28 protein-coding genes and 3 pseudogenes are annotated in these 25,165 nt (G+C 31.4%); 22 read left to right on the forward strand and 9 right to left on the reverse strand.

Going from position 1 to position 25,165, the window contains the following annotated elements; all coding sequences use genetic code 11:
• Nucleotides 1-983: 983 nt before the first annotated feature.
• From CIGNP91_RS06495 to CIGNP91_RS06510, 4 genes are read left to right on the forward strand one after another with little or no spacing between them, the layout of a single operon-like run.
• Entirely contained in the window at nucleotides 984-1,754 is a 771-nt protein-coding gene (locus tag CIGNP91_RS06495; RefSeq protein ID WP_201790132.1) for a Fic family protein, read from the forward strand.
• A 31-nt stretch (nucleotides 1,755-1,785) separates the two neighbouring features.
• Nucleotides 1,786-2,685 (forward strand): HipA domain-containing protein, encoded by a 900-nt coding sequence (locus tag CIGNP91_RS06500; RefSeq protein WP_086253713.1) that lies wholly within the window; start codon nucleotides 1,786-1,788, stop codon nucleotides 2,683-2,685.
• A 12-nt stretch (nucleotides 2,686-2,697) separates the two neighbouring features.
• Nucleotides 2,698-3,084 carry a hypothetical protein gene (locus CIGNP91_RS06505; RefSeq protein WP_086253714.1) on the forward strand — a complete coding sequence of 129 codons (387 nt, stop codon included), beginning with the start codon at nucleotides 2,698-2,700 and terminating at the stop codon, nucleotides 3,082-3,084.
• A 2-nt stretch (nucleotides 3,085-3,086) separates the two neighbouring features.
• Nucleotides 3,087-4,778 (forward strand): nucleotidyl transferase AbiEii/AbiGii toxin family protein, encoded by a 1,692-nt coding sequence (locus CIGNP91_RS06510; RefSeq protein ID WP_086253715.1) that lies wholly within the window; start codon nucleotides 3,087-3,089, stop codon nucleotides 4,776-4,778.
• A gap of 60 nt (nucleotides 4,779-4,838) precedes the next feature.
• Here CIGNP91_RS06510 and CIGNP91_RS06515 read toward each other — a convergent pair whose 3' ends face one another.
• Nucleotides 4,839-5,327, reverse strand: coding sequence for a helix-turn-helix domain-containing protein (locus tag CIGNP91_RS06515; protein ID WP_180381518.1), 489 nt, complete (start codon nucleotides 5,325-5,327; stop codon nucleotides 4,839-4,841).
• A 204-nt stretch (nucleotides 5,328-5,531) separates the two neighbouring features.
• Here CIGNP91_RS06515 and CIGNP91_RS06520 point away from each other — a divergent pair, with 204 nt between their 5' ends.
• Complete coding sequence (locus CIGNP91_RS06520) at nucleotides 5,532-8,396, forward strand: STAND family AAA ATPase (RefSeq protein ID WP_086253717.1); 2,865 nt, start codon at nucleotides 5,532-5,534, stop codon at nucleotides 8,394-8,396.
• A 112-nt stretch (nucleotides 8,397-8,508) separates the two neighbouring features.
• On the opposite strand, the gene CIGNP91_RS06525 is transcribed toward CIGNP91_RS06520, so the two are convergent.
• From CIGNP91_RS06525 to CIGNP91_RS06540, 4 genes are all read right to left on the reverse strand, one after another.
• Nucleotides 8,509-8,721 (reverse strand): BrnA antitoxin family protein, encoded by a 213-nt coding sequence (locus CIGNP91_RS06525; protein WP_086253718.1) that lies wholly within the window; start codon nucleotides 8,719-8,721, stop codon nucleotides 8,509-8,511.
• Nucleotides 8,722-9,004: 283 nt separating this feature from the next.
• Nucleotides 9,005-9,307, reverse strand: a complete 303-nt coding sequence (locus CIGNP91_RS06530; protein WP_086235089.1) for a hypothetical protein — start codon at nucleotides 9,305-9,307, stop codon at nucleotides 9,005-9,007.
• 189 nt (nucleotides 9,308-9,496) lie between these two features.
• Entirely contained in the window at nucleotides 9,497-9,919 is a 423-nt protein-coding gene (locus CIGNP91_RS06535; RefSeq protein ID WP_086253719.1) for a hypothetical protein, read from the reverse strand.
• A 96-nt stretch (nucleotides 9,920-10,015) separates the two neighbouring features.
• The gene (locus CIGNP91_RS06540; protein WP_086253720.1) at nucleotides 10,016-10,240 is read right to left on the reverse strand and encodes a hypothetical protein; all 225 of its coding nucleotides are present in this window, start codon (nucleotides 10,238-10,240) and stop codon (nucleotides 10,016-10,018) included.
• Between the two features lie 199 nt (nucleotides 10,241-10,439).
• On the opposite strand from CIGNP91_RS06540, the gene CIGNP91_RS06545 reads away from it, so the two are divergent.
• Nucleotides 10,440-11,006: a hypothetical protein gene (locus CIGNP91_RS06545; protein WP_086253721.1), complete on the forward strand. Its 567-nt coding sequence runs from the start codon at nucleotides 10,440-10,442 to the stop codon at nucleotides 11,004-11,006.
• A gap of 35 nt (nucleotides 11,007-11,041) precedes the next feature.
• Here CIGNP91_RS06545 and CIGNP91_RS06550 read toward each other — a convergent pair.
• Nucleotides 11,042-11,803: pseudogene (locus CIGNP91_RS06550) on the reverse strand (RNA-guided endonuclease InsQ/TnpB family protein); the annotation flags it as partial.
• A 42-nt stretch (nucleotides 11,804-11,845) separates the two neighbouring features.
• Between CIGNP91_RS06550 and CIGNP91_RS06555 the strand changes: the two are divergent.
• The 9 genes from CIGNP91_RS06555 (at nucleotide 11,846) to CIGNP91_RS06610 (ending at nucleotide 19,561) form a co-directional block, all read left to right on the forward strand.
• Nucleotides 11,846-13,189, forward strand: coding sequence for a hypothetical protein (locus CIGNP91_RS06555; protein ID WP_002860777.1), 1,344 nt, complete (start codon nucleotides 11,846-11,848; stop codon nucleotides 13,187-13,189).
• An 857-nt stretch (nucleotides 13,190-14,046) separates the two neighbouring features.
• Entirely contained in the window at nucleotides 14,047-14,208 is a 162-nt protein-coding gene (locus CIGNP91_RS08635) for a hypothetical protein (RefSeq protein WP_004614779.1), read from the forward strand.
• A gap of 4 nt (nucleotides 14,209-14,212) precedes the next feature.
• Nucleotides 14,213-14,533, forward strand: a complete 321-nt coding sequence (locus tag CIGNP91_RS06570; RefSeq protein ID WP_009256578.1) for a MobC family plasmid mobilization relaxosome protein — start codon at nucleotides 14,213-14,215, stop codon at nucleotides 14,531-14,533.
• Nucleotides 14,494-14,880: a relaxase/mobilization nuclease domain-containing protein gene (locus CIGNP91_RS06575; RefSeq protein ID WP_002860781.1), complete on the forward strand. Its 387-nt coding sequence runs from the start codon at nucleotides 14,494-14,496 to the stop codon at nucleotides 14,878-14,880. Before CIGNP91_RS06570 ends, CIGNP91_RS06575 begins: the two co-directional genes overlap by 40 nt.
• Before the next feature lie 51 nt (nucleotides 14,881-14,931).
• A complete protein-coding gene (locus CIGNP91_RS06580) occupies nucleotides 14,932-15,306 on the forward strand; it encodes a TnpV protein (RefSeq protein ID WP_001129922.1) in 375 nt (124 codons plus the stop codon).
• 366 nt (nucleotides 15,307-15,672) lie between these two features.
• Complete coding sequence (tet(O), locus tag CIGNP91_RS06585; RefSeq protein WP_052778388.1) at nucleotides 15,673-17,592, forward strand: tetracycline resistance ribosomal protection protein Tet(O); 1,920 nt, start codon at nucleotides 15,673-15,675, stop codon at nucleotides 17,590-17,592.
• A gap of 54 nt (nucleotides 17,593-17,646) precedes the next feature.
• A complete protein-coding gene (locus tag CIGNP91_RS06590) occupies nucleotides 17,647-17,817 on the forward strand; it encodes a cysteine-rich KTR domain-containing protein (RefSeq protein WP_004614788.1) in 171 nt (56 codons plus the stop codon).
• A gap of 521 nt (nucleotides 17,818-18,338) precedes the next feature.
• Nucleotides 18,339-18,683 carry a hypothetical protein gene (locus CIGNP91_RS08685; RefSeq protein WP_201790882.1) on the forward strand — a complete coding sequence of 115 codons (345 nt, stop codon included), beginning with the start codon at nucleotides 18,339-18,341 and terminating at the stop codon, nucleotides 18,681-18,683.
• A 386-nt stretch (nucleotides 18,684-19,069) separates the two neighbouring features.
• Entirely contained in the window at nucleotides 19,070-19,561 is a 492-nt protein-coding gene (locus CIGNP91_RS06610; RefSeq protein ID WP_009263190.1) for a nucleotidyltransferase domain-containing protein, read from the forward strand.
• A gap of 233 nt (nucleotides 19,562-19,794) precedes the next feature.
• Here the strand turns inward: CIGNP91_RS06610 and CIGNP91_RS06615 are convergent.
• From CIGNP91_RS06615 to tnpA, 3 genes and pseudogenes are all read right to left on the reverse strand, one after another.
• Nucleotides 19,795-20,244 (reverse strand): annotated as a pseudogene (locus tag CIGNP91_RS06615) (RNA-guided endonuclease InsQ/TnpB family protein); the annotation flags it as partial.
• 99 nt (nucleotides 20,245-20,343) lie between these two features.
• Nucleotides 20,344-20,451, reverse strand: a pseudogene (locus CIGNP91_RS08690) (helix-turn-helix domain-containing protein); the annotation flags it as partial.
• Nucleotides 20,438-20,911, reverse strand: coding sequence for an IS200/IS605 family transposase (gene tnpA, locus CIGNP91_RS06620; RefSeq protein ID WP_086235102.1), 474 nt, complete (start codon nucleotides 20,909-20,911; stop codon nucleotides 20,438-20,440). The gene tnpA and the pseudogene CIGNP91_RS08690, both read right to left, overlap by 14 nt.
• A 385-nt stretch (nucleotides 20,912-21,296) precedes the next feature.
• Here tnpA and CIGNP91_RS06625 point away from each other — a divergent pair, with 385 nt between their 5' ends.
• The 7 genes from CIGNP91_RS06625 to CIGNP91_RS06660 all read left to right on the forward strand — a co-directional run bounded on the left by CIGNP91_RS06625 (nucleotide 21,297) and on the right by CIGNP91_RS06660 (nucleotide 25,157).
• Nucleotides 21,297-21,533 carry a hypothetical protein gene (locus CIGNP91_RS06625; RefSeq protein ID WP_086236328.1) on the forward strand — a complete coding sequence of 79 codons (237 nt, stop codon included), beginning with the start codon at nucleotides 21,297-21,299 and terminating at the stop codon, nucleotides 21,531-21,533.
• 3 nt (nucleotides 21,534-21,536) lie between these two features.
• On the forward strand, nucleotides 21,537-21,722 hold the full coding sequence (locus tag CIGNP91_RS06630; RefSeq protein WP_086236327.1) for a hypothetical protein: 186 nt from the start codon (nucleotides 21,537-21,539) through the stop codon (nucleotides 21,720-21,722).
• Between the two features lie 190 nt (nucleotides 21,723-21,912).
• Complete coding sequence (locus tag CIGNP91_RS06640; protein ID WP_086229320.1) at nucleotides 21,913-22,119, forward strand: hypothetical protein; 207 nt, start codon at nucleotides 21,913-21,915, stop codon at nucleotides 22,117-22,119.
• Between the two features lies 1 nt (nucleotide 22,120).
• Nucleotides 22,121-23,083, forward strand: a complete 963-nt coding sequence (locus CIGNP91_RS06645; protein WP_086253723.1) for a HipA domain-containing protein — start codon at nucleotides 22,121-22,123, stop codon at nucleotides 23,081-23,083.
• A 2-nt stretch (nucleotides 23,084-23,085) separates the two neighbouring features.
• Nucleotides 23,086-23,529 carry a hypothetical protein gene (locus tag CIGNP91_RS06650; RefSeq protein ID WP_086235097.1) on the forward strand — a complete coding sequence of 148 codons (444 nt, stop codon included), beginning with the start codon at nucleotides 23,086-23,088 and terminating at the stop codon, nucleotides 23,527-23,529.
• A gap of 9 nt (nucleotides 23,530-23,538) precedes the next feature.
• Nucleotides 23,539-24,354: a Fic family protein gene (locus tag CIGNP91_RS06655; protein WP_086253724.1), complete on the forward strand. Its 816-nt coding sequence runs from the start codon at nucleotides 23,539-23,541 to the stop codon at nucleotides 24,352-24,354.
• The gene (locus tag CIGNP91_RS06660; RefSeq protein WP_086253725.1) at nucleotides 24,354-25,157 is read left to right on the forward strand and encodes a hypothetical protein; all 804 of its coding nucleotides are present in this window, start codon (nucleotides 24,354-24,356) and stop codon (nucleotides 25,155-25,157) included. The genes CIGNP91_RS06655 and CIGNP91_RS06660 overlap by 1 nt, the downstream gene beginning before the upstream one ends.
• Nucleotides 25,158-25,165 lie beyond the last annotated feature (8 nt).

Genomic DNA, 25,165 nt, shown 5'->3' on the forward strand with positions numbered 1-25,165 from the left:
CCACACCCCCACCCAACCCAACCAAAACTATATTAATCATCACTTCTCATTATTAAAGGGCATTGCCCTTTAATAAGCACTATGGCTAAGCCATAGTGCTATGAGAAGTGATGATTAATATAGTTTTGGTTGGGTTGGGTGGGGGTGTGGGGTTCCTATTGTAATCAGCTACTCCACTAGCATATAGCTTCTTTCTATATAAACCTAAAAATAATCTTAATCAATAATCTTTATTCAAATTGAAAAAATATACTATATAATAATATTTTATATTTCTTTAAGATTAAATATGTAAATCTTTGATGGATTAAATATCTATTTTTTATATCCTATGATATTATCATAATTTTAATATTAATTTAAATATATATTATATATTAATATCTTTATATTTTTATAATATTATTATATATTCTTATATATGGGGTAGTAATTTTATTTATCAAGAGCTAACCTTGATAAAGTAATTTCGATTTGCTATCTCAATGAAAAATATAAAATATTCAGAGTATTTTATATTCATATGATTAATTATTTATAGTATTTTATATTCATATGATTAATTATTCTATGTTTTGCAAACAAAAATAATTGTAATGATATAATTTCGTTATGGGGATATGCCATAGGGTGGCACCCCTACGGCAAATTCTGTCTCCATATAAAGGAGGAATAGAATTTGAAGTTAGCATTCATCGTAATTATACTACTTTGTATAATTGTTGTCAAGGTTTATAATAAAAAATATAAAATAATCAGAATATATATTAATATTATTCTATATTTATATAATTAATTATTCAGAATTATATATTTTATTATAAATTATTCATAATATTTTATATTATTTAATCTTTTATTAAGGATATTTTGGTTATAATTATAATGTTAGCAAAAAATTTAAAGGTGCTCTTTTTAATTGTAATTAGATTAAAGTATGTTATAATATTACAATTTTTTTTAGGAGTTGGAATAAAAGCAATATGATGAGTAGAAATTTGGTGTTAGAAATTTTACTTGATGAATACAAAAACTGGATAAAAAACGGACTCTATCATTATACGCAGATAGTTTTTGCATACAACTCAAACAGAATAGAAGGAAGTAAGCTAAGCAAAGACCAGACAAGATATATCTATGAAACAAACTCTTTATTATCAGAAAAAGATGAAGTTATAGAGATTAATGATATTATAGAAACTAAAAATCATTTTAAAGCATTTGATTTTATTTTAGAAAATTATGATAATCCACTAGATGAAGATTTTATAAAACGAATTCACGCTATTGTAAAAAAAGATACAAGCGATAGAGTCGTTGGGGATTTTAAAAAAACGGCAAATTTTATAGGAGATATAAAAACAACTAATCCAAAAAATGTGAGTAGTGAAATTGCAAAATTATTAAAATCATATAATGAGTTAAAAAGTGTAAATATAGAAGATATTATTAATTTTCATTATAAATTTGAAATCATACATCCATTTGAAGATGGCAACGGACGAACTGGTAGGCTTATAATGTTTAAAGAGTGCCTAAAAAATAACATAATGCCATTTATCATTGATGATGAACATAAGCTTTTTTATTATAGAGGTTTAAGAGAATATGATAATATAAAAGGCTATTTAGTTGATACTTGCCTAAGTTGCCAAGATAAGTATCAAGAAATTGTGAATGAAATTCAAATTAGCTTTAAAAATCACGATAATGAGCAGAAAAAATCTTTAAGAAGTTTAAGAAAAAAGTATTAATATATTAAACTCGGAAAAGGTATATTTTAGAATGATTGATTTTACAAATTGCAAAGTAAAGCATACCAAATTTTATGATGGCTTAAATGGAGAAAAGTTAGCCATATATTTTAATGATGAGCTTTATATGCTGAAATTTCCAAAAGATACACACATAACTAGTGGATATGCAAGTAGTTCAATCAACGAACATATATCTTCTAAAATATTTGAAAGCATTGGTTTTAATACACAAAAGACATTACTAGGCTATTATGGAGATAAGGTAGTAGTGGCTTGTAAAGATTTTGAAACTGATGGCAATAGGCTGTTTAACTTTGGAAAAGTAAGAAATTCTGTATTAAGTGTTAATAGCGGTTTTGCTGATACGGATTTACATAACACAATAGAAATAATCAAAAACCAAAAGATTATAGATATTCAAACTTTAAAAAATTTCTTTTGGGATATGTTTATTGCTGATACACTCATAGCAAATTTTGATAGACATAATGGTAACTGGGGGATACTGGTTAAAGATGATGATATTGCTACTATCGCACCTATATATGATAATGGCTCAAGTCTATATCCAAAATTAAGTAATGATGATATAGAAAAATACCTAAATCATCAAGGTAGCTTTAATGATTTGATGTTAAATCAAACAACTTCAGCCATTACCATAAACTCAAAAAAGATAAATCCGCAAAATTTCTTAAAAGATACACAAGATGAAGATGTTATTAATGCTCTACAAAGGATAACTAATAGGATTAACTTGGATAATATATATAAAATTATAGATGATATCCATATAATAAGCAATGAAAGAAAGAATTTTTATAAAAAAATATTGAACTATAGAAGCAATTTTATGAATGAGGTGTTAAATAAAAATATTCATTCCTATGAGAGTAAAAACAATAAATTTGAAAAAGGTATATTTTAGTAAGAAGCTAAAATGAAAGAGTATATATCTGGCTGGGAAGCTTTGAATATCCCAAATGAAAAAGGCTTGGTGGCAGATTGGCATCCACTTTGCTTTTTAAGTAATAAAGATAATGTAAAAAAATATAAATATAATGAAATTCTAGGAAATAAAGGTATAAAAAAACGCTTCATACCTATGCTTAATAGAGATGAATATGTAGCTAGTTTCGCAAGGGCTATTGCTGATTTGGTCTATATGAAAGAATTCACTGGCTTGAAAAACTGCGTTAGAGACTACTTGGATGATGAAGATGAAAAAGAGCTTTTTGGCTATTTAAAGTCTATAAATTTTAATAAAGAAGTCGATGATTTTATGAAATATGAGCTTACAAAGCTTTATTTTGCTGACAAAGAATAATAATGCTAGAAGAGTATCAACAAGAAAGAATAGATTTCATTAAAAATATACTTCCATATTTTGGAGATAAATTTATTCTAAAAGGCGGAACGGCTTTAAGCTTGTATTATGGCTTAAATAGATATTCTGAGGATTTGTATTTTGATTGTTTGACTAGCAATATGAATTGTATTAATAGGCTAAAACAATGTAAAGATTTTAATAAGTGGAACATTAGTATCAAAAAAGATACTGATACGGTTTTTAGATTTATGATTGATTATGGCTCTGTTTCGCATTTAGGAAAATATCCTTTAAAAATTGAAATTAGTAGTAGAAATAAATCACTATTAAATTCAGATAGATTAAAATATAATAAATTTGATAATGTAAATGTATATTGTATAGAAGATCTTATAGAGATGAAAGCTATTGCCACAGGAAACCCCTTTATTTTAGAAAAATACAAGATAGAGAATCTTTTAAAGAGCGAGGAGGAATATAAAAGATATTACGAAATTAGTATCATCAACGCAGAAAAAGCAATTAAACAAGAGACACCCAAAGCGCAAGAGCTAAAAGGAGAAGTAGAAGCTCTGCGAGAAATGTTTAATAACAAGAACTTTTTAAAAGAAAATTACGAAGTAGAAGTCTTAGGCATTAAAACCACAAGAAAATTAAAAGCAATGCAAAGCGAAAAGGATTTTAATGCCATTAGCGAAAAAATACAATCTAAGATTATACAAATGCTAAGGCAACCCGATGAGTTTTTTACACTAGAATCAAAAGAAAGAATCCGCGAGAGTAATGGCAGAAAAAATAATGCTGGAGAAATAGAGTTTTTATCTGCAAATGAAATAAAACTAAACTTCCTAGTAAGCGTTAGTGGTGATGATATTCATTTTAAGGGCGTAATTATCACAAAAGATAATCATAGATTCTACCCTAAAAATCTAAACTTAGAATCACATAGAAGCCTATTAGTTACAGACCCCTTTAAAGTAAGTTCTATACTCACTAAACTCAAAAACACATTTGATAAAGTTTCTAGTCTATTAGAAAATAAAGTAGAGGAATTAAAGAAGTACGAGAACATTATAGAAGCTAAAAATAGATACCTAGAAAATAACACCATAGACAATTACGATAGAAAGCCATTAATTGCTATGCTAAAGCAAGACTTACTCAATATGAATGATATTTTTAGAATTAGGCAAGAAAAGAGAAAAGAGGGTATAAAAATAGAAATGGATAGCCAAGAGATAGCAGATTTGATTCCACAATATCCTAAGTATTTGGACGAAAAAGGAAAGCTACAAGTCAATGCTATTGCAGAGCGCAAAGATGAATCCCCTTTACCTGTTGAATCTTTGCCAAAGGAATCTAAAGAATCTAAAACAGATTTAGAAAAAGAGATAACAGAGCCTAAAAATACGCATTTGGAACAAACAGCACCACAGCAAGAAATACAAAATATACCAACCAAAAAAGAGGATTTGCAAGAAAAACGCAAAGATTTAGAATCTAAAGACGAAAATGTTGCGAAAATTTCACAAAATGAAAGTATAGATATACAAGAAATTGCCAAAAACAAAATAGAAATCAAGGATTTTAAAGACAAAGACAATATCAACAATAGAATGAGAATCCTAGAGCAGAATATGACAAGTATTCAAAAGAAGCAACATTCAAAAAGGATGATGGGGGAGAGGTAAAAGTTTATAAATAAAACTGCTGCCCCACGTATTGATAATGATATAGAAATATACAGAAAATCATTTTTCTATATATTGAGTATGTGCATTTTGAATGATATACCTAAAGGCATTATTGAGTATTAAATTCCCATTTATATCATAATATGGAGTATTTAATATTGATATATTCCAGTTATAGTGTGTAAAATTAAGCTGTCTATTCTTAAACTCTTCTGATGAATAATATTTGTCTAATTGTTCCAATAATGTATCTGGTTGTTCGTTTTGAATCTCTGTTAAAATAATATATCCATTTTGTGCTAGAACATCAGCGTATCTTTCTAAAGTAATCATAACAAGTGATGGTTGAACTCTTAAGGTGTTACAAATTTTACAAAAAAGCTCCAAAGACATAGGAGACTTTCCTTTCTCTATTTTACTCCAAGCACTTATCGTTTTACCGCATATATCTGCTAAAACAGCCTGATGAATATTTCTTTCAAGCCTCATTTCTTTAATAATAGCAATCATAATTGTATTAAAGAATGTTATTTTTTCTTTCATCATAATTTCCCCTTTTAGAAATTTTAATTTCCTGAAATTATAATATATTTTCATAAATATGTCAATAATAATAAATTTAATTTTCTTATTTTGTGAATTTTTAAAGATGATAATTAAGCTATAAATTAAAATTTATTGCTATCTTATGGTATAATTATATGAGAATATTTAAAAGCATTTAATATAGAAAATGATTGTGAGGTTAAAATGTACAATATTGAAGTGTGTATCAACAAGAATGACAAAAATCAAAAAAAACGTGGAGATTTGCTTGAAAAAATAGCAAAGGAGTTTTTAGGAAGGCTTGATTATAGTGTTGAAACAGAAGTTAAAAAAACAGGAATGGAGCTTGATTTATTGTGCAAAGCAAATGCAAATCCATCAAAACAAATCTATATAGAATGCAAAGCTTATCGCGAAGATAATAAAATCCAAGCTGATGTAATTAAAAATATTGTTGGGATTAGAGATATAGAAAATTATAATGAGGTTTGGTTGATTGCCCTATCAGAACTCGGAAAAGATGCTAAAGGTTTAAAAGAAAAAATACAAGCCGATGAAAACAAATCCAAACATTATACTTTTTACACTCCAAAAGAGTTTTTAGAGGCATTGCAAAATAATAAATTAATTTGTAATCCAGATATACCACAACAAGAAATCAAAAAAAGAATAGAATCGGAAAATACAATCGGCAATCATTGTCTATTAATTACTGAATATGGCTATTTTTGGGCTTTTGAGCATAAACAAGGAGGCAAACCCAAAAATATTTTTGTTGCTTATGCAAATAATGGAGAGTTAGTCAAAGAAAAAGATTTGCTAGAAAATCTACAAAATCTTGATTCTAGCTTTTCTAATCTCAATTTTAATTTTATTTTGGATAGCACTAATGCCTATAATTCAAGCAGTGTTATAACTGATTTTAAATTAGGTAGTAATTATTTTAAAAGCATTAATGATATAGGAATCAAGCTAACGCACCCAAACAAAAACGAACTTACATTAAGCGATATTTTTTGCTATCAGGATTTGCAGAATTTGCAAAATATTAATGATGATAAAGTTTCTGTTATAAGTTCAGAAAGAATTTTAACACTTGGGGATTATAAAAAGTGCATTATATTTGGCGAGGAAGTATCAGGTAAAACTGCTTTGCTTAGAATGTATCAAATAAAGCTTAATGAAAATGGTTTAATTCCAATTTGTATCAACGCTAAAGATATTAAAACAAGCGAATATGATAAATTTGAAAATTTACTAATTAAATGTTTTAAAAATCAGTATGGGGAATATAATGAACTCAATACTCTAATGAAAGATAAAAAAGATTCTATTGTTTTGCTTATTGATGATTTAGAGGATTTAGGTATTAAAAAAAGAGAATACAAGCCTCCTTTCTTTAAAATGCTATCTAGTCATTTTGAAAATATTTTAATATTCTCCGATGATTCAGTAGAAATGGAAATTTTGACAAAAAGAGAAATAAAAGATGAGTTGGATAATTTTAAACTTTATAAAATTAAAGAATATGGCTATAAACTAAGAGATACTATAATAGAAAAATGGCTTAACATTGGAGTAAAAGAAACCATAAGCGATAATGAATTATTTGACAAAAAAGATAAAATTACCAAAGTAATAGATACTCTAATAGGGACAAAATTTATACCTACTTACCCTCTTTATATTGTAGTTTTGTTGCAACAAATTGAATCTGGCACAAGCCATAACTTAAGCGGGAGTGCTTATGCAGAATTCTATAATTATCTTATTAATGAGGCAATGGGTGGGGCAGGTATTAAGCCTGAAGAATTAGATTTTTATCATACATATTTATCGTTTATAGCTTACGAATTTTTTATTAGAGGTATAAGAGAAATTGATAAGATTGAGCTTGAAAATATGCATGAAAAATACTGCAAAGAATACCATAAAAGAAATTTTCAAGAGGTTTATGAGAAGTTAATTAAAGCTAGATTGATTAAGAATATTTGCGAAGTGTATTCATTTGGACAAAATTATATTTATTATTTTTATGTAGCCAAATATTTGTCAGATAATTCAGAAAAGCGGAGCAAAACTGAAGAAATACACAATCAGATTAATATGATTATTGAGAGACTATATAGGATTGAATTTGCCAATATTATTATCTTTTTTATTCATCATTCTAAAGCTAGAGCAGAATCCATTATAGAGAAAATACTTAATAAGGCTAAAAATCTTTTTCAAGGAATTTCAGCAATCAACTTTTCAACAAAAGAGCTAGAAAATATTAATAAACTTATTGATAAAGATTTAGAGATAGCCATTAAAGAAGATATTAAACCAGAAGAATATAGAAAAAAAGAGTTAGAATATAAAGATGAAATTGATAATAAAATACTAAACATAAAAGACAATCAAGAAATAGTGCGATACGATGAAGAAGTTATTGATTTAGATATTTTTGGCAAAACGAATCTATCAATGAAATTAATGGAAATAATAGGTCAAATTACAAAAAATTATTATGGTTCTCTCCCAAAAAATGAAAAAATGGCACTTCTCAACGAAGTAATCAATTTAGGTTTAAGTAATCTAAATTTTTTTATTCAACAAATTAATGAATATCAAGATTCTTTAATAAAAGAAATAGATGAATTAAACAAGAAAATAGACAATAGTCAAAGCTATAAAAGAGAGCAAAATGCTAAGCAAATAATCTTTAATTTTGTTGTTATGATATGCTTTGCATTTACAAAGAAAATTTCTACTAGCATTTCATCAGAATATTTATTTGAGGAAATAAATAATTTGGATAATAATAACGCTAATTCAATTATTAAGAATGCTGTCGAATTAGAATTTTCTAGTGGTTTGCATAAGGATAAACTTATTAGGAAATATGAAGAGTTTGATAAAGATAATAATTCTGTTGCGAAAGAACTATTAAAAATTTTTGTTGTTGAGCATTTATATAAATTTGATGTAAAATACAACTTAAAACAATCGGTATGCCAAAATTTAAAGATTAGTTTATCAAAACAAAATCAAATACTAATTGCAAAATCAAGAGAGAAAAAATAAAAGCAATATTTTAATTTTCAAAAATCTAAATTTGAAAATTAGATTCTAACTCTTTAAGTTAATAAAGGCAGGTAGAGTCTCATTGCCTCCGTCCGCCCCTTGCGTTTTTGATTTAACTCTCAACCACTGCTATATCTAGTTTTTTATTTACGCAATCATTTAAAAAGATATTGATTAAGGTTTGATAGGGCACACCCTTAGCCTTTGCCATCTCTTTAAAATAATCAATCACATTGCCATTTAGATTAATGGTTACTTGCCTTTTTAGCGTTTTATCCGCATAGGGATTTCTAATGGCGTTGCTAAAATCCACTTCTTTTTTCATCGTTGCTCCTTATACTGCTCTTTTTCTCTTGCTGTTGCTTTTCGTGCGGAGATAATGCGTATCGTGTCGAGAGCATAGAAAATATCAAAGAGTGGCTAGAAGGTAACAAATAAATGCTTGCAGGTGTATAATTTGAATTTATCTACTAATTCTTCTTATCTAGGTAAAATTAGAAGAGGAATGTTATATTCTACAGATAATAAAGAGTGATTTTTGTAATACACAATATCTTCTGCTACGAACCAGTAATTGGTGTGGCACAAGATAAGTCAAAATAGTATTATTATTCCTTAGAATAATCCTTAAATACTATTTTTTTAATTAAAGCACTTCTACTTATATTTAATTTATTTGTTAATTCATCTATTTTTTCAATCTCATTTTTATTAAATGAAATTGCGATGACTTTTAAGCGTTTTTTTTCTTTCTCTTTTGGTTCAAGTGATTCTGGATTGCTCTCTATAGAGCTAAAAATTCTGTTTTTAATATATGCCGTATTTGACATAAAATTTTTTGTAGCGTTATCTGCAATATATTTATATTCATCATCATTTAAATATAACGCTACTTTAGAACTTTTTTCCAAATTTAATCCCTTTATATTTTTATTTTTCATAAAAAATAATATGATAATTTAAATTAATATAAGCTTAAAAATTATTTTTATTAATTCTTTTTATCTTATAAGTAAATAAAAAAAATACATTATTGAAAATAATAATTCTTATTTTTCAACAATAAGAATTATTATGGTTGAGATACTTCAGAAAGACTTTTAATTGATTGTTGTATTTTTCGTTTGATAAGTAAATTCAGATACTAATTTAGATCTATCAGAAATATATCTATGAATTTTTGGATTATCATTAGTATCTGCAATATGATAAATAGAAGATAATTTTCTAACTATTTGTTTAATAACTAAAGATTGTTCTATTTCAGTAATTCTATCTCTTCTTTGGTCATCTTTATCATTTTTGCTTGAAAGTCGATAAGCTCTTGTATCAAATTTATCATTTGAATATCCGATTTCGCTTGAGCTTCGGCTAATTTCATTTTGAAATATGACATCATCATCTTTTGGATTTCTAATTCCATAGGCAAATTGTTCTCCGATTCGTCTAGCATCTGATCGAATTTCATCATCATTTGTTGCAACATTCTCTTCTCCTTTTAAATTTGTTTTTAATTCTATCATAATTTGTTCATTTAATGCTTGTTTTTGATTTATATTTTTATTTAAATAAAATAGTGTTTTATCATTTATATCAAAAATAAGAGCATTATCATCATTTTACAAATAATTTTTTAGTGAATTTTCATTATCAAATGCATATATATTTTCAAAGTTATTCATTTCGTTAATGATTATCTTTTTAATAATATTTTCTTGTTTCTCTTTTGGCTCTTGAAGTAATTTTTCAAAAAAATTAACTTCATTCATTAAAATATCAAAATCTTTTAATGCTATACCTATAAGAAAATTATTCTTAGAATTTATCATAAGATAGTTGTGCATAAATTTTCCTAGATTGTTTGTTTTATTCTAACTAATTCAATAATCTATTATTTTAAAAGTAAGTTTTTATAACAAAAAATAATAATCTATATTATTAATAAATATTCAGAATAATTTATTATAAAAATCTATATTTTTTAAGCTTAGTTTAAATAATAATAATATATAATTTGGAATAACTAAATTAGGAGTAATTAATATGAAAATAGCAATACTTTCAAAAAAAGGTGGTGTTGGTAAAACTCCATTTGCTTTTTCGTTAGCCAAAGATTTAAATCTATATTTGCAAAGTAACGATAACTCTTGCATAGAAAAGATTTATCCAAATAAAGCTAAAATTTCAAAAATTGTTGATAATATAGATAATTGTGTTTATGACTTTGGTGGATTTAGTGCTAGTGGAGTATTAGATATAGTGAAAAATTGTAAGTTTTGTCTAATACCAATTTTGCCAAATTCAAACTCGTTAATTAAAACTTTTGAAACAATCAATGAGTTGAAAAATATAAATAATAATATAATTTTATTGGCGACAAATTATCGCAATGATAAAGAACAAGAGTATTTGGTAGAAAATATTAATAAATATTTATCAAAATACCAAGTTTTTTATTTTAAATCATCTATGATTTTTAGCAATGCAATGATGTATGGTAGAAGTTTTACAGAGCTATACAATGAAAATCCATTATCAAAAAACGCTTATAAGCAATTTTTTAATGAATATAATGAGTTATTGAATAAGATTGAATCACCCACCTACTAAAAGATAGGTGGGCTTCTTGTTTCAACGATAGATTGCTAACTAGCAAATACTTTACCGTATTTGCTAGTCCCACAAGAGCTATCTCCACAAGCGTAACTTTGGGTGATTCCCACCCTAGATTTATCTATTTTTACTCTACTTCTGTCATCAAGCATACCAAGAGCATAATTTCTTATATTTATACTAGCATTTATATCTCTATTGTGGTATGTATTACAATTAGGGCAAGTAAAAGCTCTGATATTTAGAGCTTTTTTGCCAGTATTTACTCCACAATTAGAGCATATTTGAGAACTAGGGAAAAACTTATCTATTTGCATTAGAGTTTTTCCTTTTAGTTCTGCTTTATAGGTTAGCATAGATATTAACTTATGCCAACTTACATTTGCTATGCTTTTTGAGAGGTATTTATTTCTTATAAGTCCTTTTACATTTAGATTTTCTATCGCTATAAAATCATAATCATTGGTTATCTCATTAGTGATTTTATGTAAATAGTCATCTCTTGCTAGAACAACTCTATGATGAGCAATAGCTAGTTTTTTAATAGCCTTTGCTCTATTATTTGAGCCTTTTTTCTTTTTTGAAACGGCTTTTTGTAGCTTTATGAGTTTAGCTTCTTTGTTTTGTAAAAACTTCTTATTTTCATAGACTATTTTATCACTTCTAATAAGTAAGTTTTCTAAACCCATATCTAAACCAACAGCTGATTTTATCTCTACTGACTTAGGTATAGATTTATTATCCTCATAGCTAAGAGAAACATAGTAATTTCCTGCTACACAACTAATAAAAGAGGGTATGAGTGGAAGTCTGCTTATCGGGAGAAAGAAGCCCTTATGTTGGAGAGGGGATACCCGGAAGTAAGTCCTCATGATTTCTATCGGGAGTTGTTTCCGGCTGGCAGTCTCCAGCAAGAGCCGGAGGACGGAAAAGGTAATATTATAGCGACACAGATTAGACCGTCTGGCAAAGGAAGAACCCGGCAGTGGGTAATTGATGATAGTCTGAAAATGCTGGATAAGGTCATAGGAGATAGGTTTGGGCTGATACCGCCTATTAGTTTTTACGGAAAGTCACACACGAAAGAGAACGCTCATGAGCTGTTTGCGGTGGTGGTGGACGTGGATTATGTAGGCAAACAGCAGTTAAAGAACCTGTTGAAGCAGTTTGGGAATGGTGTGCAGCTTCGTCCGACTTATCTTGTCAGCTCCGGCAAGGGGGTACATCTTTACTATTTCTTGCAGGAGCCGGTTCAGTTGTATCGAAACCGGGAAGAAGTGCTTGCGGAGCTGAAAGAAGCCTTTATTCGGCGGCTATGGAATGATACCAGCTCTATCCGTCCGGACAGCCCGGATATAACCGGAATTTATCAAGGTTTCCGGTGTGTGGGGAGTCAGTCGAAGCTGGGTGTAGATTTCCCAGTAAAAGCCTATAAGCTGTCAGAGAACCGTTACACGCTGGAGGACATAAAAGCCAGCATACCGAGCTGTAAGGTAGACCTTGCTCCGTTGTACGAGAAGCCGAGAAGAAAAAGTACCGTTACGCTGGAAGAAGCAAAGGAGCTGTACCCGGAATGGTATGAGAAGCGGATCGTGCAGGGAGAGCCGAAGCAGAAAAGTAAGAAGCAGGGCGGTACGTGGGTATGTAACGAAGCTTTATATGAGTGGTGGAAACGGAAAATAACCGAGGAAGTGAAAGCCGGAGGGCGTTACTTTTCTATTATGGCGTTGTGCTCTTATGGCTTGAAGTGTGGCATATCCGAGCAGAAGATACGGAGAGACGCCTATGCGTTCCTGGACCATTTAGAGAGCCTTACCGAGGACGAGGACAACCATTTCAGCCGGGCAGATGTGAAAGACGCTCTCCGGGCATTGAAAGGGGACAGAAAAAGGCTGTCAACGATAGCAAGCCGGGAATGGATAGAGGACAACACAAAGGTTACGATACCAGCAAATAAGCGGAATTACAGAAAGCAAAAAGACCATGTAAAGGTTATGAATACTATGAAAGCTTTAAAAAAGCAGTTAGGAGAAGAAGTAAAAGAGGGTAGACCAAAAGGGAGTGGAACAGCGGAGCAGACAGTCAGAGAATGGCAGGAGAGCCACCCAGCAGGAAAGAAAGCGGACTGCATTCGAGAGACAGGATTGAGCAAGCCCACCGTTTACAAGTGGTGGAAGTAGGGCATACTTGAAATGCCGAAAGGCATATGCTATAATGCCAGTAGGCAAGAAAGACGAAAGTGCTCATTGTGGCACGCAAAAAGCCCCGGAGGTCGCAACTCCGGGGCTTTTCTATTCCGTTGTGGCAAGGTGGCTTATTCCTTAGGCTGGCTACCGCCTATTTATCTCCGTCCAGCCATTTGCAGATGTAGTAGGCGATTACACTTGCCAAGACAGAGAGTAAGAAAGACGAAAATATACTCATGGTGGCACACCCCCTTTCTGTACCTGTATAGGGGTGGTAGCGTCGCTCATTATACCATAGTGGCAGAAATGCCACAAGAAGCCATTTCCCCTTGTTTATTATCAAAGCCATAAGGAAAAGAGTGTCAAGGGCGGTCATAGACCGCAGCGTTTACCCTTGATACTCTTTTTTGTTGGCTTATAATGCCGGAGGGGAAAACGGCTGTCCATCCGTTCCGTTACTTCCCCCTGTGCTTCATTGTCCGTTCCGACGGAAGAAAGTCAAGGGCTTGTTTTTTATCTGCAGTATGAGCTTCGGCTTGCCGATCAGCGAGTACAGCAGATAAAAAATGGTCGCAGACCACCCTTTACTTTCTTCCGCCTACACTTCCAAAGTCGCCCAAGAGGAAGTAAGCTCCACTATATTCTTGGCAGAATATACGCACGAATATATCCGCTTGATATAGGGTGTCTATCATGCTATAATATATGTAGCGGATATATTGCAAGTTCCCTAAAGTGTTACCACTTTAGAACTTGTGAGGGTGGCAAGCCCCCCTTCAATCCCCCTTTTTAGAGAGCCGAAAGGCTCATAATTTGACGGTGGTAGCACCGAAGAAAGAGAGGTCAAAGGCATGAAAAAAGAAATGGATAAAATTCAGTTTGAGTACAGATACGAGGTGCAGGAGCTGATGAAAGTAATTGATAAATATGTAAAACAGAACCCGGCAGAAAAGGAAAATAAGACGCTGGAGCGTTTCTTTGACTTACTTGATGTCATGGATATGGAGTGGTAAGGGCATGAACAAGACAAGACCAAAGCAGTTATCATTCCGAGTAAGTGAAGAAGAATACCAGCAGTTGCAGGAGAAGATTTCAGAGAGTGGAAAGAACCAGCAGGAGTATATCCTTTCCTGTGTGCTGGAGAAGCAGATCGTGAATACGGACGGTATCAAAGAACTTATCCCGGAACTGAAACGGATAGGGAACAACCTCAACCAAATAGCAAAGAGGTGTAATGAGGGGGGAATGTTGCCGAGTGAAGCGGAAGTGCGGAAGCATGGAGAGGAGCTGAACAAAGTATGGCAGTCATTAAGGCGGTATCTTCAAAGGCGGGCATAGGGCACGCAATAGATTATGTGACGAAAAAAGAAAAGACAGAGGAGAAGCTTGTCAGCGGTCTGCATTGTGAGCCGGAGACGGTCAAGGAGGAAATGCAAGCCACAAAGGAGCTGTGGGGCAAGACGGACGGAAGAACCTATAAGCATTATGTGCAATCCTACCATGAGGACGAGGAAATAACCCCGGAGCAGGCTCACAAGAACGCTGTCGAGCTGGCAGAGCATACAAAGGCATGGAAAGGGCATGAAGTTCTGATAGCCACGCATATAGACAAGGGGCATATACACACGCACTTTATTGTCAATTCCGTAAATTATGAGAACGGTCATAAGCTCCAATGGATGTAGGACGGATTTTGCGGACATTCAAAATAAAAAAGAATGTGGAGGTAACAGACAATGGCAAAATCATTATTTGAGGAACTGGGCGGCAAATACGAAAGGCAAGGGGATTATTTGATACCGTGCTTAACTGTACCCGCCGAAGAAGAACAGGCAATAGGCATCTGGGGGCAACGGCATTTAGATTATCTAAAACAGTACCGTAAAGTTACATACACCAATCTTCTTACAAGCGGCAGGCTAAACGCCTACCTTGCCGACATCAACAGACAGGCACAGGAACGCTTTGAAAGGCTCATAGAGGGTATGAAACAGGCACAGGGCATAACGGAACAGCTAAAGGCAGAAAACGCCTTAGAATGGACAGGATGCCTCAATAACATAAGGGCTTGTGCGAGGGAGATTGTGGAAAAGGAAATTATTTTTGCATAAACAGATGATTAGTGGCAGGGGGAAATCCTGCCGCTTTTTCTGCTTTAGTTTGTCAGCTTGACAAATAAAGGGTTAAGTAATATAATTAGATTCAGTATTATACAAGGAGTTAATAAATATGCGGCAAGGTATTCTTAAATAAACTGTCAATTTGATAGTGAGAACAAAAAGTAGCAGTCCCGTTTCACTTTTAATATGGGGCTTAGTTTTTTGTACCCAGTTTAAGAATACTTTTATCATGTAATTTTATATGCCCGAAAACATATAAGTGTTTTGGGGCTATTGGAGTTATTTACCCAGTGATAGGAGTATTTATCACTGGGTATTTTTATGCCCTTTTTTGGGTGTTGATAGGAGGAAAATTACATGAAAATAATTAACTTAGGCATTCTGGCTCACGTTGACGCAGGAAAGACAACATTAACGGAAAGTTTATTGTATACCAGTGGTGCAATTGCAGAACTAGGGAGCGTAGATGAAGGCACAACAAGGACAGATACAATGAATTTGGAGCGTCAAAGGGGAATCACTATCCAGACAGCAGTGACATCTTTTCAGTGGGAGGATGTAAAAGTCAACATTATAGATACGCCAGGCCATATGGATTTTTTGGCGGAAGTATACCGTTCTTTATCCGTATTAGACGGAGCAGTATTATTAGTTTCTGCAAAGGATGGCATACAGGCACAGACCCGTATACTGTTTCATGCACTACAGATAATGAAGATTCCGACAATTTTTTTCATCAATAAAATTGACCAAGAGGGGATTGATTTGCCAATGGTATATCGGGAAATGAAAGCAAAGCTTTCTTCGGAAATTATAGTGAAGCAAAAGGTTGGGCAGCATCCCCATATAAATGTAACGGACAATGACGATATGGAACAGTGGGATGCGGTAATTATGGGAAACGATGAACTATTAGAGAAATATATGTCAGGGAAACCGTTTAAAATGTCAGAACTGGAACAGGAAGAAAACAGGAGATTCCAAAACGGAACGTTATTTCCCGTTTATCACGGAAGCGCTAAAAACAATCTGGGGATTCGGCAGCTTATAGAAGTAATTGCCAGTAAATTTTATTCATCAACGCCTGAAGGTCAATCTGAACTATGCGGGCAGGTTTTTAAGATTGAATATTCAGAGAAAAGGCGGCGTTTTGTTTATGTGCGTATATATAGCGGAACATTGCATTTGAGGGATGTTATTAGAATATCTGAAAAAGAGAAAATAAAAATCACAGAGATGTGTGTTCCGACAAACGGTGAATTATATCCATCCGATACAGCCTGCTCTGGTGATATTGTAATTTTACCAAATGATGTTTTGCAGCTAAACAGTATTTTGGGGAACGAAATGCTGTTGCCGCAGAGAAAATTTATTGAAAATCCTCTCCCTATGCTCCAAACAACGATTGCAGTAAAGAAACCTGAACAGCGGGAAATATTGCTTGGGGCACTTACAGAAATTTCAGATGGCGACCCTCTTTTAAAATATTATGTGGATACTACAACGCATGAGATTATACTTTCTTTTTTGGGGAATGTGCAGATGGAAGTCATTTGTGCCATCCTTGAGGAAAAATATCATGTGGAGGCAGAAATAAAAGAGCCTACTGTTATATATATGGAAAGACCGCTTAGAAAAGCAGAATATACCATCCACATAGAAGTCCCGCCAAATCCTTTCTGGGCTTCTGTCGGGTTGTCCATAGAGCCGCTCCCTATTGGAAGCGGAGTGCAGTATGAAAGCAGAGTTTCACTTGGATATTTAAATCAATCGTTCCAAAATGCGGTTATGGAGGGGGTTCTTTATGGCTGCGAGCAGGGGCTGTATGGATGGAAAGTGACAGACTGTAAAATCTGTTTTGAATATGGATTGTATTATAGTCCTGTAAGTACCCCCGCAGACTTTCGGCTGCTTTCCCCTATCGTATTGGAGCAGGCTTTAAAAAAAGCAGGGACAGAACTATTAGAGCCATATCTCCACTTTGAAATTTATGCACCGCAGGAATATCTCTCACGGGCGTATCATGATGCTCCAAGGTATTGTGCAGATATTGTAAGTACTCAGATAAAGAATGACGAGGTCATTCTGAAAGGAGAAATCCCTGCTAGATGTATTCAAGAATACAGGAACGATTTAACTTGTTTCACAAATGGGCAGGGAGTCTGCTTGACAGAGTTAAAAGGATACCAGCCAGCTATTGGTAAATTTATTTGCCAACCCCGCCGCCCGAATAGCCGTATAGATAAGGTTCGGCATATGTTCCACAAGTTAGCTTAACAGCTTGCAAAAGTCATATAAAATGAGATTTGAAAGGATTAGAGACTAATTATGATGAAATGCGAATGGATATTGTGTCCTGTTTGTGGGAGCAAAACCCGTAATAAAATTAGGAAGGACACTGTTTTGGAGAATTATCCCCTTTATTGTCCAAAATGCAGACAAGAAAGATTGATTAAAGTTGACAACTTGAAGATAACTGTCATCAAAGAGCCAGACGCTTAAGACGCAGAGCCGATGAAATTGTGGAACAATTCACGAATCATCGGCTCTTTTTGTTTCGTATTTGAAAGAACAAACTCACCAAATAAAAAAAACGATATTCGGGTGGGTTATTTTGTTATACCCTAAATTACCCTCTGAGTAAGCACGACCTTAAAGACTTAAAGGAACGGTGCAACGAGCAGAGCTGGGAACAGGGCTTGCATGTGCCGGAGAAAGGAAAGACATTTGCTGGAGAAGTCCGGGAAGAAACGGTGGCATGGAGCAAAGACACCTACCAGCTTTTGAAACAGGCAGAGCAGGGAAAGGTCAAAAGCTATGTGCAGGATATTGCCCTTGCGGTGCTGGATTGTAAGGAAACAGCGACCAGCCGGGAAACCTTTATCCGGCTGATGAATGAAAGAGGGTACGGGGTGGACTGGCAGGACAGCCACAAGTACATCACATATACCGACTTAGCCAGGGAACAGGCAGGAGAAAAGGCTTGTAAAATCAGGGATAACAAGCTGGAAAAATACTACAATATGGATTTTGGAAAGGAGAGTATGGAGCATGAGTTTGAGAGAAATGCACGAACAGCAGAAGCAGAGCAGTCCAAGAGAGCAGCTTCAAGAGTTAAACCGACAGAGCCGGACAGAGCTGGAAAACAGTCTGCTCAAAGAAGCGTTGGCGATGTCGAGCGAGAACTGCGAGGAATTGATGAAGCAGTCAAATCAAGAACAAGTGAGGGCAGAGCAGAACAGGCAGAGAGACGCAGAGCAGAACAGGAAGCTCATCAGCGAGCTGAAGCAGAGCGTAGAGCTGCTGAAGAACAGCAACGAATTGCTTCAAGACGCTATATCGGGCGAGATTGGGAGCCTGAAAGATGAGGTTAAGGAAAACACCGTCCAAGAGGTTAGAAAGGCGTTACAGGCGAATATAGAGGCTATACAGAGGGCTACAAAGCTTCTTGAGAAGCAGTCTGATACACTTACGAGCGTGATGAAGCAGAAGATCCGGGAGCTTGAGGAAAGTAAGAACAGTTTTTTTAGATATGAGGGCTTGAAGTTGTACCTGTTTTGGGGCGGTATGGTCTGCAATATTTTAGTGTTTCTTATGCTGTTGTATGGTATGATTAGTAAGTAAAAAGAAATCGATAAATTAGAATTTTAAAAAGGAGTGTGATGACCATGATTTTTGATTTTGAGCCTTGGCAATTAGATATTGATATTGACTTAACTAAACAATTATATAGAAGTTGTAAAGGAGACTTTGTATGGGTAGAAAAGAAATAACAACAAAAGAAGATTTAATGAAAGTAATAGAATTATTCGAAAATACTGGAATTACATACTGGTTGGATGGCGGATGGGGTGTAGATATTTTAGCTGGTAAACAAACAAGAATTCATAGAGATATAGATATAAATTTTGATGCTCAACATACGGAAAAATTGTTAAATGTGCTTTTGAATCTGGGCTATAAAATTGATACAGACTGGAAACCGGTTAGAATAGAGTTATATAGTGATGAACTTGGTTACTTAGACATTCACCCGTTCGTTTTAAATGAGGACGGAACTTCAAAACAAGCTGATTTAGAGGGTGGATGGTATGAGTTTGAAAAAGATTACTTTGGTAGTGTTTTTTTTGAAGGCAAAACAATTCCTTGTATATCTTTAAAAGGCCAAAAAGTTTTCCATTCAGGTTATGAATTAAGAGATAAAGATAAGCATGATATTTCAATTCTTGAAAGTTTATCAAAATAACATCGCTGTAATTTCTAAGATAAATTGCAGTTTGTCGGTACGAAGAAAAAGGTGCAAAAATGTATTGATAAGATTAGCGGTCAAGGCGAGAGGGAGTGAGGTGTAGATATTGACATCAAAAAGGCACTCCCTTATACTTGAGAGAAAAAGGTAAAAAAAACTCATTGATAAGATTAGCGGTCAAGGCGAGAGGGAGTGAGGTGCAAAAGACTATGGCAAAATACACCAAAAGGAGAGATAAAAGCTTGTTTTATCACACAATCATTACTTAGGATTTTATGAATTTTAGCTTTAATGCCTTCTTTGAATTTCGGCAAGATAACTCTATTTTCACTTAGCTTTATATTCTGTGGAATAGCAAAGCTTTGTTTGCTATGTTTTTTAGATTTATATCTAGGATATTTGGCTCTTTTAGAAAAAAAATTATCAAAGGCAGTAACTAACTGCCTAAGAGCCATTTGTAAGCTTTGAGAATTACATTCACTTAAAAAAGTATGTTCTTTTTTAAGCTCAGTAAGCTTTGATTGCATAGTAAAATAAGTTTCTTTTATGCCAAGAGCATATCGCTCTTGTCTATAATTTAGAAAATGATTATAAACAAATCTAGCACAACCAAAGTGCTTTAAAATAAGCTCTTGTTGTGCTTTATTTGGGTAAATTCTATATTTTACAGCTCTTAGCATTTCTCTTTTTCTTAATATTTTTGTATAATTATATCTAAAATATATAAAAAAGCAAGAAAAATGAGAAAAAATAATTATAAACTTCACGTATATATTTGTTAAAATGATATTATAGGCTTGATTATAGATGAAAAATTGATGATTTAAAAGTTTTTGTTGCTCTAAATTTGGATATATACGATACTTAAAGCCTTTAGTTATTTGCATTTAAGAGCCTTTTACGCTTTGTGTTTTTGTATTGTTTTTTTACTCTATTATCTTCTATGCCTTGATTTTCTACATATTGTTTTAAAATATCAAGTGTAACTCCGCCTATCGTAGCCAAAAAATAACTTCCACTCCAAAAGTATTGCTCCCACAAATACTGCTTTAAATGTGGAAATTCTTTTTTAATCAAACGACTTGAAGCTGACTTATAGGCGTTAATGAATTTTAGAAGTTCGCTTTTTGGTTTAGCCTTAAAAAGTATATGCAAATGGTCTTTGTCGTGGTTAAATTCTATTAATTCTAGTGAGTAATTGTCATTTTTAGCAATATACTCAAAAATCTCTTTTAACCTAGCACAAATTTTATCATCGATTACTTCACGGCGATATTTTACTACTAAAATTAAGTGATATTGCAACAAAAACACCGAATGTAAATTTATATCGTATTCTATTTGCATATCGATATTTTATCAAATTATACTAAATGTTTGGTAACTTTAAATTTAATCGGAAGCAATTCATCTTCCGCTTATAGAAGCGGAAGTTTTCTTGCTTGGAAATTAATAAATAAACGATATAATAGAAATGGTTTCCAATAGAATAAGCAAAGACTACAAAAATGTTTTTGCTTATTCTAAAAAATCTATAATTTATCCAACGATTGATAGAGTAACTTAAATAACAAAAAATAATAATCTATTATATTATTAAATATTCAGAATAATTTATTATAAAAATCTATATTTTTTAAGCTTAATTTAAATCATAATAATATATAATTATATTATATAAAATAAAAATTAATTTTTAGAATAATCTATATTCTAATCAAAAAGGATAAAAATGAAAGAAGAAATTGAAATTGATTTTTTGGAACAAGCCAATAAGAGTGAAAGCTCTTTTGAGCAAGAAGACGCTATGAATGACTATAACAAATATAGAAAAGTTTTTCCAATCACAATCGTTCTAGATGAAGATGATTTAAATTTTTTCAATGAATATTGCCATAAAAATTATTTAAAGCGTTCAGCTGTAGCAAGACAATTGGTCAATAATTTTTTCGATAATTTCAAAGGATAGAGAATGAAACAATATAGAAAGAAAACAAATAAGAGCATAGCGTTCTACTTTACACTTGATGAAGTTGCTAGAATAGATCAATATTGTGAAAAATATTTATCATATAGAATCGTCTTTCTCAAAACACTTATAGAGCGTTTTATCAAAGAAGAAAGAGCAAAAGAGCAACAATTTAATGGGCAAAATTAAAATACATATCAAAAACACTTTTATGAAATTATTAAGAAAATCTTTAAAGATTTTCTTATTTTTCTTTATTGTTTATGTGTTATTATGTATTTTTGCTTTATCTTCAATCAATGATAAGCAATTCGAATTTGATAATTTAATCATTAAATTTGATGATAATGGTTCTAAAATTATAGAAAAAGAGTAAATTATGGAATTAGATGAAAGAACTTTGCCACTTTATCTTCAAAAAGATATTAAAGAGTTTGTAAATTACAAGAATTCAGATATTAATCCTAAACTTAGATTGGATATTTATTGGGGCGAACTCTATGGCTCTATCAATTCCGCACAACATAGTTATGAAATCACAAAAGAAGTCGCAGATTATCTAAGAGATAAATACTTAGGATTATAGTATGGAAGAGATAGATTTTAGCAATTGCCAAAGAAATGCTAGAACTTACAATGGAGCTAATGGTTCTAAGATAGGCATATATTACAATGATGAAAATTATATGCTAAAATTTCCACCAAAACCAAAAAAAAACATAGAGTTGAGTTATACTAATTCTTGTATATCAGAATATGTATCTTGTAAAATTTTAAAAACATTAGGTCTGAATTCACAAGATACAATGCTTGGAAAATATAATGATAAAATTGTAGTAGCTTGTAAGGATTTTAGAAAGAAAAATGAATTTTTTTCTGATTTTGCTAGTTTAAAAAATACAATAATAGAAAGCTCAAGCGGTGGCTATGATACTGAATTATCTGATATTTTAGAGACAATAGATAACCAAGAACAATTGAATATTAAAAATGATGAAATAAAACAATTTTTCTGGAATATGTTTATAGCTGATAGTTTGTTGGGTAATTTTGATAGACACAATGGAAACTGGGGATTTTTGATTAATGAAACTGATAATATTCATATGATTGCTCCAATTTATGATTGTGGTTCTTGTTTGTATCCACAAGCAGATGAAAATTTGATGAGAAAAATTTTAACAAATAAAGATGAATTAGAGCAAAGAATTTACATATATCCAAATTCGGCTATAAAACATCAAAATGTTAAAATAAATCCATATCATTTTTTGTTAAATACTGATAATTTAGATTGTATAAATGCGTTACAAGCAATTACAGCTAGAATTGATTTGATAAAAATTAAAGAAATTATAGAAAATACACCTTATATTTCTGATTTACATAAAGAATTTTTATTTACAATGGTTAAAGAACGCAAAAATAAAATTTTAGATGTAGCGATAGAAAAGCATTTTTCATCTACTAAAAAAGAAGAATTGTTGCTTGAAGCAATTAATTTTCAAGATGATAAAGCACTATTTTCAAATAAAAAATTAAAGAGATAAAAATGAATTTAGGCAATGAAAAATACTGGGAGTTTGAAAACGGCAATAAATATAATAAGTATAAATATACCTTTGAACAAGCTAAAGCTTTAGCCCAAACGCTAGAAAATTGTAAAAATTGTATAGACTGCGAAAGTTGTATTAATTGTTCGAAATGTATCGATTGCTATAATTGTAAAGATTGTAAAGATTGTAAAGATTGTAAAAGCTGTGAAAATTGCGAACATTGTAGAAATTGTAAAAGTTGTAAAAATTGCGATAATTGTAGCTATTGTAATTATTGTGGTTTTTGTAAGGATTGTGATGATTGTAAAAAATGTTTTGAATGTTATAAATGTGAAGAGTGTTTTAAATGTTATGGTTGTAAGGATTGCTACGATTGTGAATATATATCGCTTGAAACATCCATACAATGTGCGACAAAAATAGAGTATATAAAAAATTAAGGAGATAAAATGCTATATAATCCAAATTTTTTAAATAATAGCGTGATTCTCTCTGATAATCAAAAAGAAGAATTAGAATCTTTAGCTAATGAATTTTCGTTAAATGATTTTATAAATAATGCTAGATTGATAGATAAAATCTCTTTTGATTTTATCTATTCATCGGCTCAAATTGAAGGAAATACCTATACCAAAGCTGATACCTTAGCACTCATAGAAGATGGAATTACCGCAAATGGCAAAAAATATACAGACGCAAAAATGATTATAAATTTACGCAATTCATTTAATGAAATTATGAGAGATAGTATGGAAGTAAATTTAAATACTATACATTTTTTGCATAGCATCATATCACAAGATTTAGTTTTAAAACAAAATGAAGGAGCTATGAGAAATGGAAATCTTACTGGTATAACAGGCTCTTCTTATATACCTTTATCTAGTGGCGAAAGATTAAGAGAAGAGCTTAAATTTTTATTTTCACAATATAAAAATTTAACTAATCCTTTTGAAAGAGCAATATATCTGCATAATAATCTATGCTATTTACAATATTTTGAAGATTGCAATAAAAGAACCGCAAGAGTGATGCAATTCATTTCATTAAAAAATGACAATATTATGCCTTTAGTGATAATAGATAGTAAAAAAGAAGATTATTCTTTATATCGTTTGGCTATGATTGATTATTACGAAACTGGTGATTATACAAAATATACTGAATTTTTCATCAACACTTATAAAAGACAGATGGAATATTTAAATGAAATTAATAGCTTAAACAATGAATGCACTCATAAGCAAACAAGAAAGCAAAAATAATGCTACAACCAGCTAGAAAACCTAAATCAAAATCATTTCTTAGAGAATTCAAAGATGCTATATTTATTTTAGAGGATGAAAATTTAAGAAAAGACTTATTAGACGAACTAGCAGTAATTATCAAGAATAAACAAGAAAATCCAAATACCAAAAATGGATTTTTGGCATTTAAAAAGAAACTAATATCATATTTAAGAGACCTAGGTGATTTAAAAACCGCTAATATTTGGTGCAGAAATATTAGTCTAGATGAAGATGATATTATAAATTTAGAAAAAATCTTGTTTAAAAAGCTTTTAGACAACAATTGTTATGGCGTAGCTGAAATACATTTACAAGATAGAGAAATCAATAGCCCACATATTCAGTATGTTGGCGTTAATGCAGATATTGCTGAACAAGTAATAGCTCAAATTATTGTAGATTTAGGATATGAAATGGATATTCAAAGTGCTATGAGCAAGAAAAATTTCGTTCCTTTTTATCAAATTACAGACCAAATCATCGAATTGGATCTAGAAACAGAAATCACAAATACAAAAACTGCTCAAGATATAGAAGATCATAAAAAACAACAAAAACTAAAAAAAGCTCAACAATTTAACATAAATGATATAAAGAAATTAGCAAATAAACACAAAAGTAATTTTGTAAATTCTATAAAAAATCATAGCAATAATAGAGTTCAAGATATAATCAATCAATATAGCAAGAAAAAGAAAAATAAGAATAAAATAGTTTATAATAATTTTGAAATGAAATTAAAAATGTATAAAAAACGAAAACTTACGAAATTTAAGTAATTTTTTAA

Origin of the sequence: Campylobacter sp. P091, assembly GCF_002138935.1 — a bacterium.
In the GTDB taxonomy this organism is placed as follows: Bacteria; Campylobacterota; Campylobacteria; order Campylobacterales; family Campylobacteraceae; genus Campylobacter; species Campylobacter devanensis.

Bases quoted from the DNA above. Each gene is read 5' to 3' on its own strand.
- CIGNP91_RS06555 (WP_002860777.1), top strand. From the start codon at position 11,846: ATGTTGGAGAGGGGATACCCGGAAGTAAGTCCTCATGATTTCTATCGG.
- CIGNP91_RS08685 (WP_201790882.1), top strand. From the start codon at position 18,339: ATGGATTTTGGAAAGGAGAGTATGGAGCATGAGTTTGAGAGAAATGCA.
- CIGNP91_RS06655 (WP_086253724.1), top strand. From the start codon at position 23,539: ATGCTATATAATCCAAATTTTTTAAATAATAGCGTGATTCTCTCTGAT.
- CIGNP91_RS06580 (WP_001129922.1), top strand. From the start codon at position 14,932: ATGGCAAAATCATTATTTGAGGAACTGGGCGGCAAATACGAAAGGCAA.
- CIGNP91_RS08635 (WP_004614779.1), top strand. From the start codon at position 14,047: ATGAAAAAAGAAATGGATAAAATTCAGTTTGAGTACAGATACGAGGTG.
- CIGNP91_RS06500 (WP_086253713.1), top strand. From the start codon at position 1,786: ATGATTGATTTTACAAATTGCAAAGTAAAGCATACCAAATTTTATGAT.
- CIGNP91_RS06625 (WP_086236328.1), top strand. From the start codon at position 21,297: ATGAAAGAAGAAATTGAAATTGATTTTTTGGAACAAGCCAATAAGAGT.
- CIGNP91_RS06645 (WP_086253723.1), top strand. From the start codon at position 22,121: ATGGAAGAGATAGATTTTAGCAATTGCCAAAGAAATGCTAGAACTTAC.
- CIGNP91_RS06545 (WP_086253721.1), top strand. From the start codon at position 10,440: ATGAAAATAGCAATACTTTCAAAAAAAGGTGGTGTTGGTAAAACTCCA.
- CIGNP91_RS06660 (WP_086253725.1), top strand. From the start codon at position 24,354: ATGCTACAACCAGCTAGAAAACCTAAATCAAAATCATTTCTTAGAGAA.
- CIGNP91_RS06535 (WP_086253719.1), bottom strand. From the start codon at position 9,919: ATGATAGAATTAAAAACAAATTTAAAAGGAGAAGAGAATGTTGCAACA.
- CIGNP91_RS06590 (WP_004614788.1), top strand. From the start codon at position 17,647: ATGAAATGCGAATGGATATTGTGTCCTGTTTGTGGGAGCAAAACCCGT.
- CIGNP91_RS06495 (WP_201790132.1), top strand. From the start codon at position 984: ATGATGAGTAGAAATTTGGTGTTAGAAATTTTACTTGATGAATACAAA.
- CIGNP91_RS06630 (WP_086236327.1), top strand. From the start codon at position 21,537: ATGAAACAATATAGAAAGAAAACAAATAAGAGCATAGCGTTCTACTTT.
- CIGNP91_RS06520 (WP_086253717.1), top strand. From the start codon at position 5,532: ATGTACAATATTGAAGTGTGTATCAACAAGAATGACAAAAATCAAAAA.
- tnpA (WP_086235102.1), bottom strand. From the start codon at position 20,911: ATGCAAATAGAATACGATATAAATTTACATTCGGTGTTTTTGTTGCAA.
- CIGNP91_RS06540 (WP_086253720.1), bottom strand. From the start codon at position 10,240: ATGCACAACTATCTTATGATAAATTCTAAGAATAATTTTCTTATAGGT.
- CIGNP91_RS06640 (WP_086229320.1), top strand. From the start codon at position 21,913: ATGGAATTAGATGAAAGAACTTTGCCACTTTATCTTCAAAAAGATATT.
- CIGNP91_RS06650 (WP_086235097.1), top strand. From the start codon at position 23,086: ATGAATTTAGGCAATGAAAAATACTGGGAGTTTGAAAACGGCAATAAA.
- CIGNP91_RS06510 (WP_086253715.1), top strand. From the start codon at position 3,087: ATGCTAGAAGAGTATCAACAAGAAAGAATAGATTTCATTAAAAATATA.
- CIGNP91_RS06570 (WP_009256578.1), top strand. From the start codon at position 14,213: ATGAACAAGACAAGACCAAAGCAGTTATCATTCCGAGTAAGTGAAGAA.
- CIGNP91_RS06610 (WP_009263190.1), top strand. From the start codon at position 19,070: ATGGGTAGAAAAGAAATAACAACAAAAGAAGATTTAATGAAAGTAATA.
- CIGNP91_RS06515 (WP_180381518.1), bottom strand. From the start codon at position 5,327: ATGATGAAAGAAAAAATAACATTCTTTAATACAATTATGATTGCTATT.
- CIGNP91_RS06505 (WP_086253714.1), top strand. From the start codon at position 2,698: ATGAAAGAGTATATATCTGGCTGGGAAGCTTTGAATATCCCAAATGAA.
- CIGNP91_RS06525 (WP_086253718.1), bottom strand. From the start codon at position 8,721: ATGAAAAAAGAAGTGGATTTTAGCAACGCCATTAGAAATCCCTATGCG.
- CIGNP91_RS06575 (WP_002860781.1), top strand. From the start codon at position 14,494: ATGGCAGTCATTAAGGCGGTATCTTCAAAGGCGGGCATAGGGCACGCA.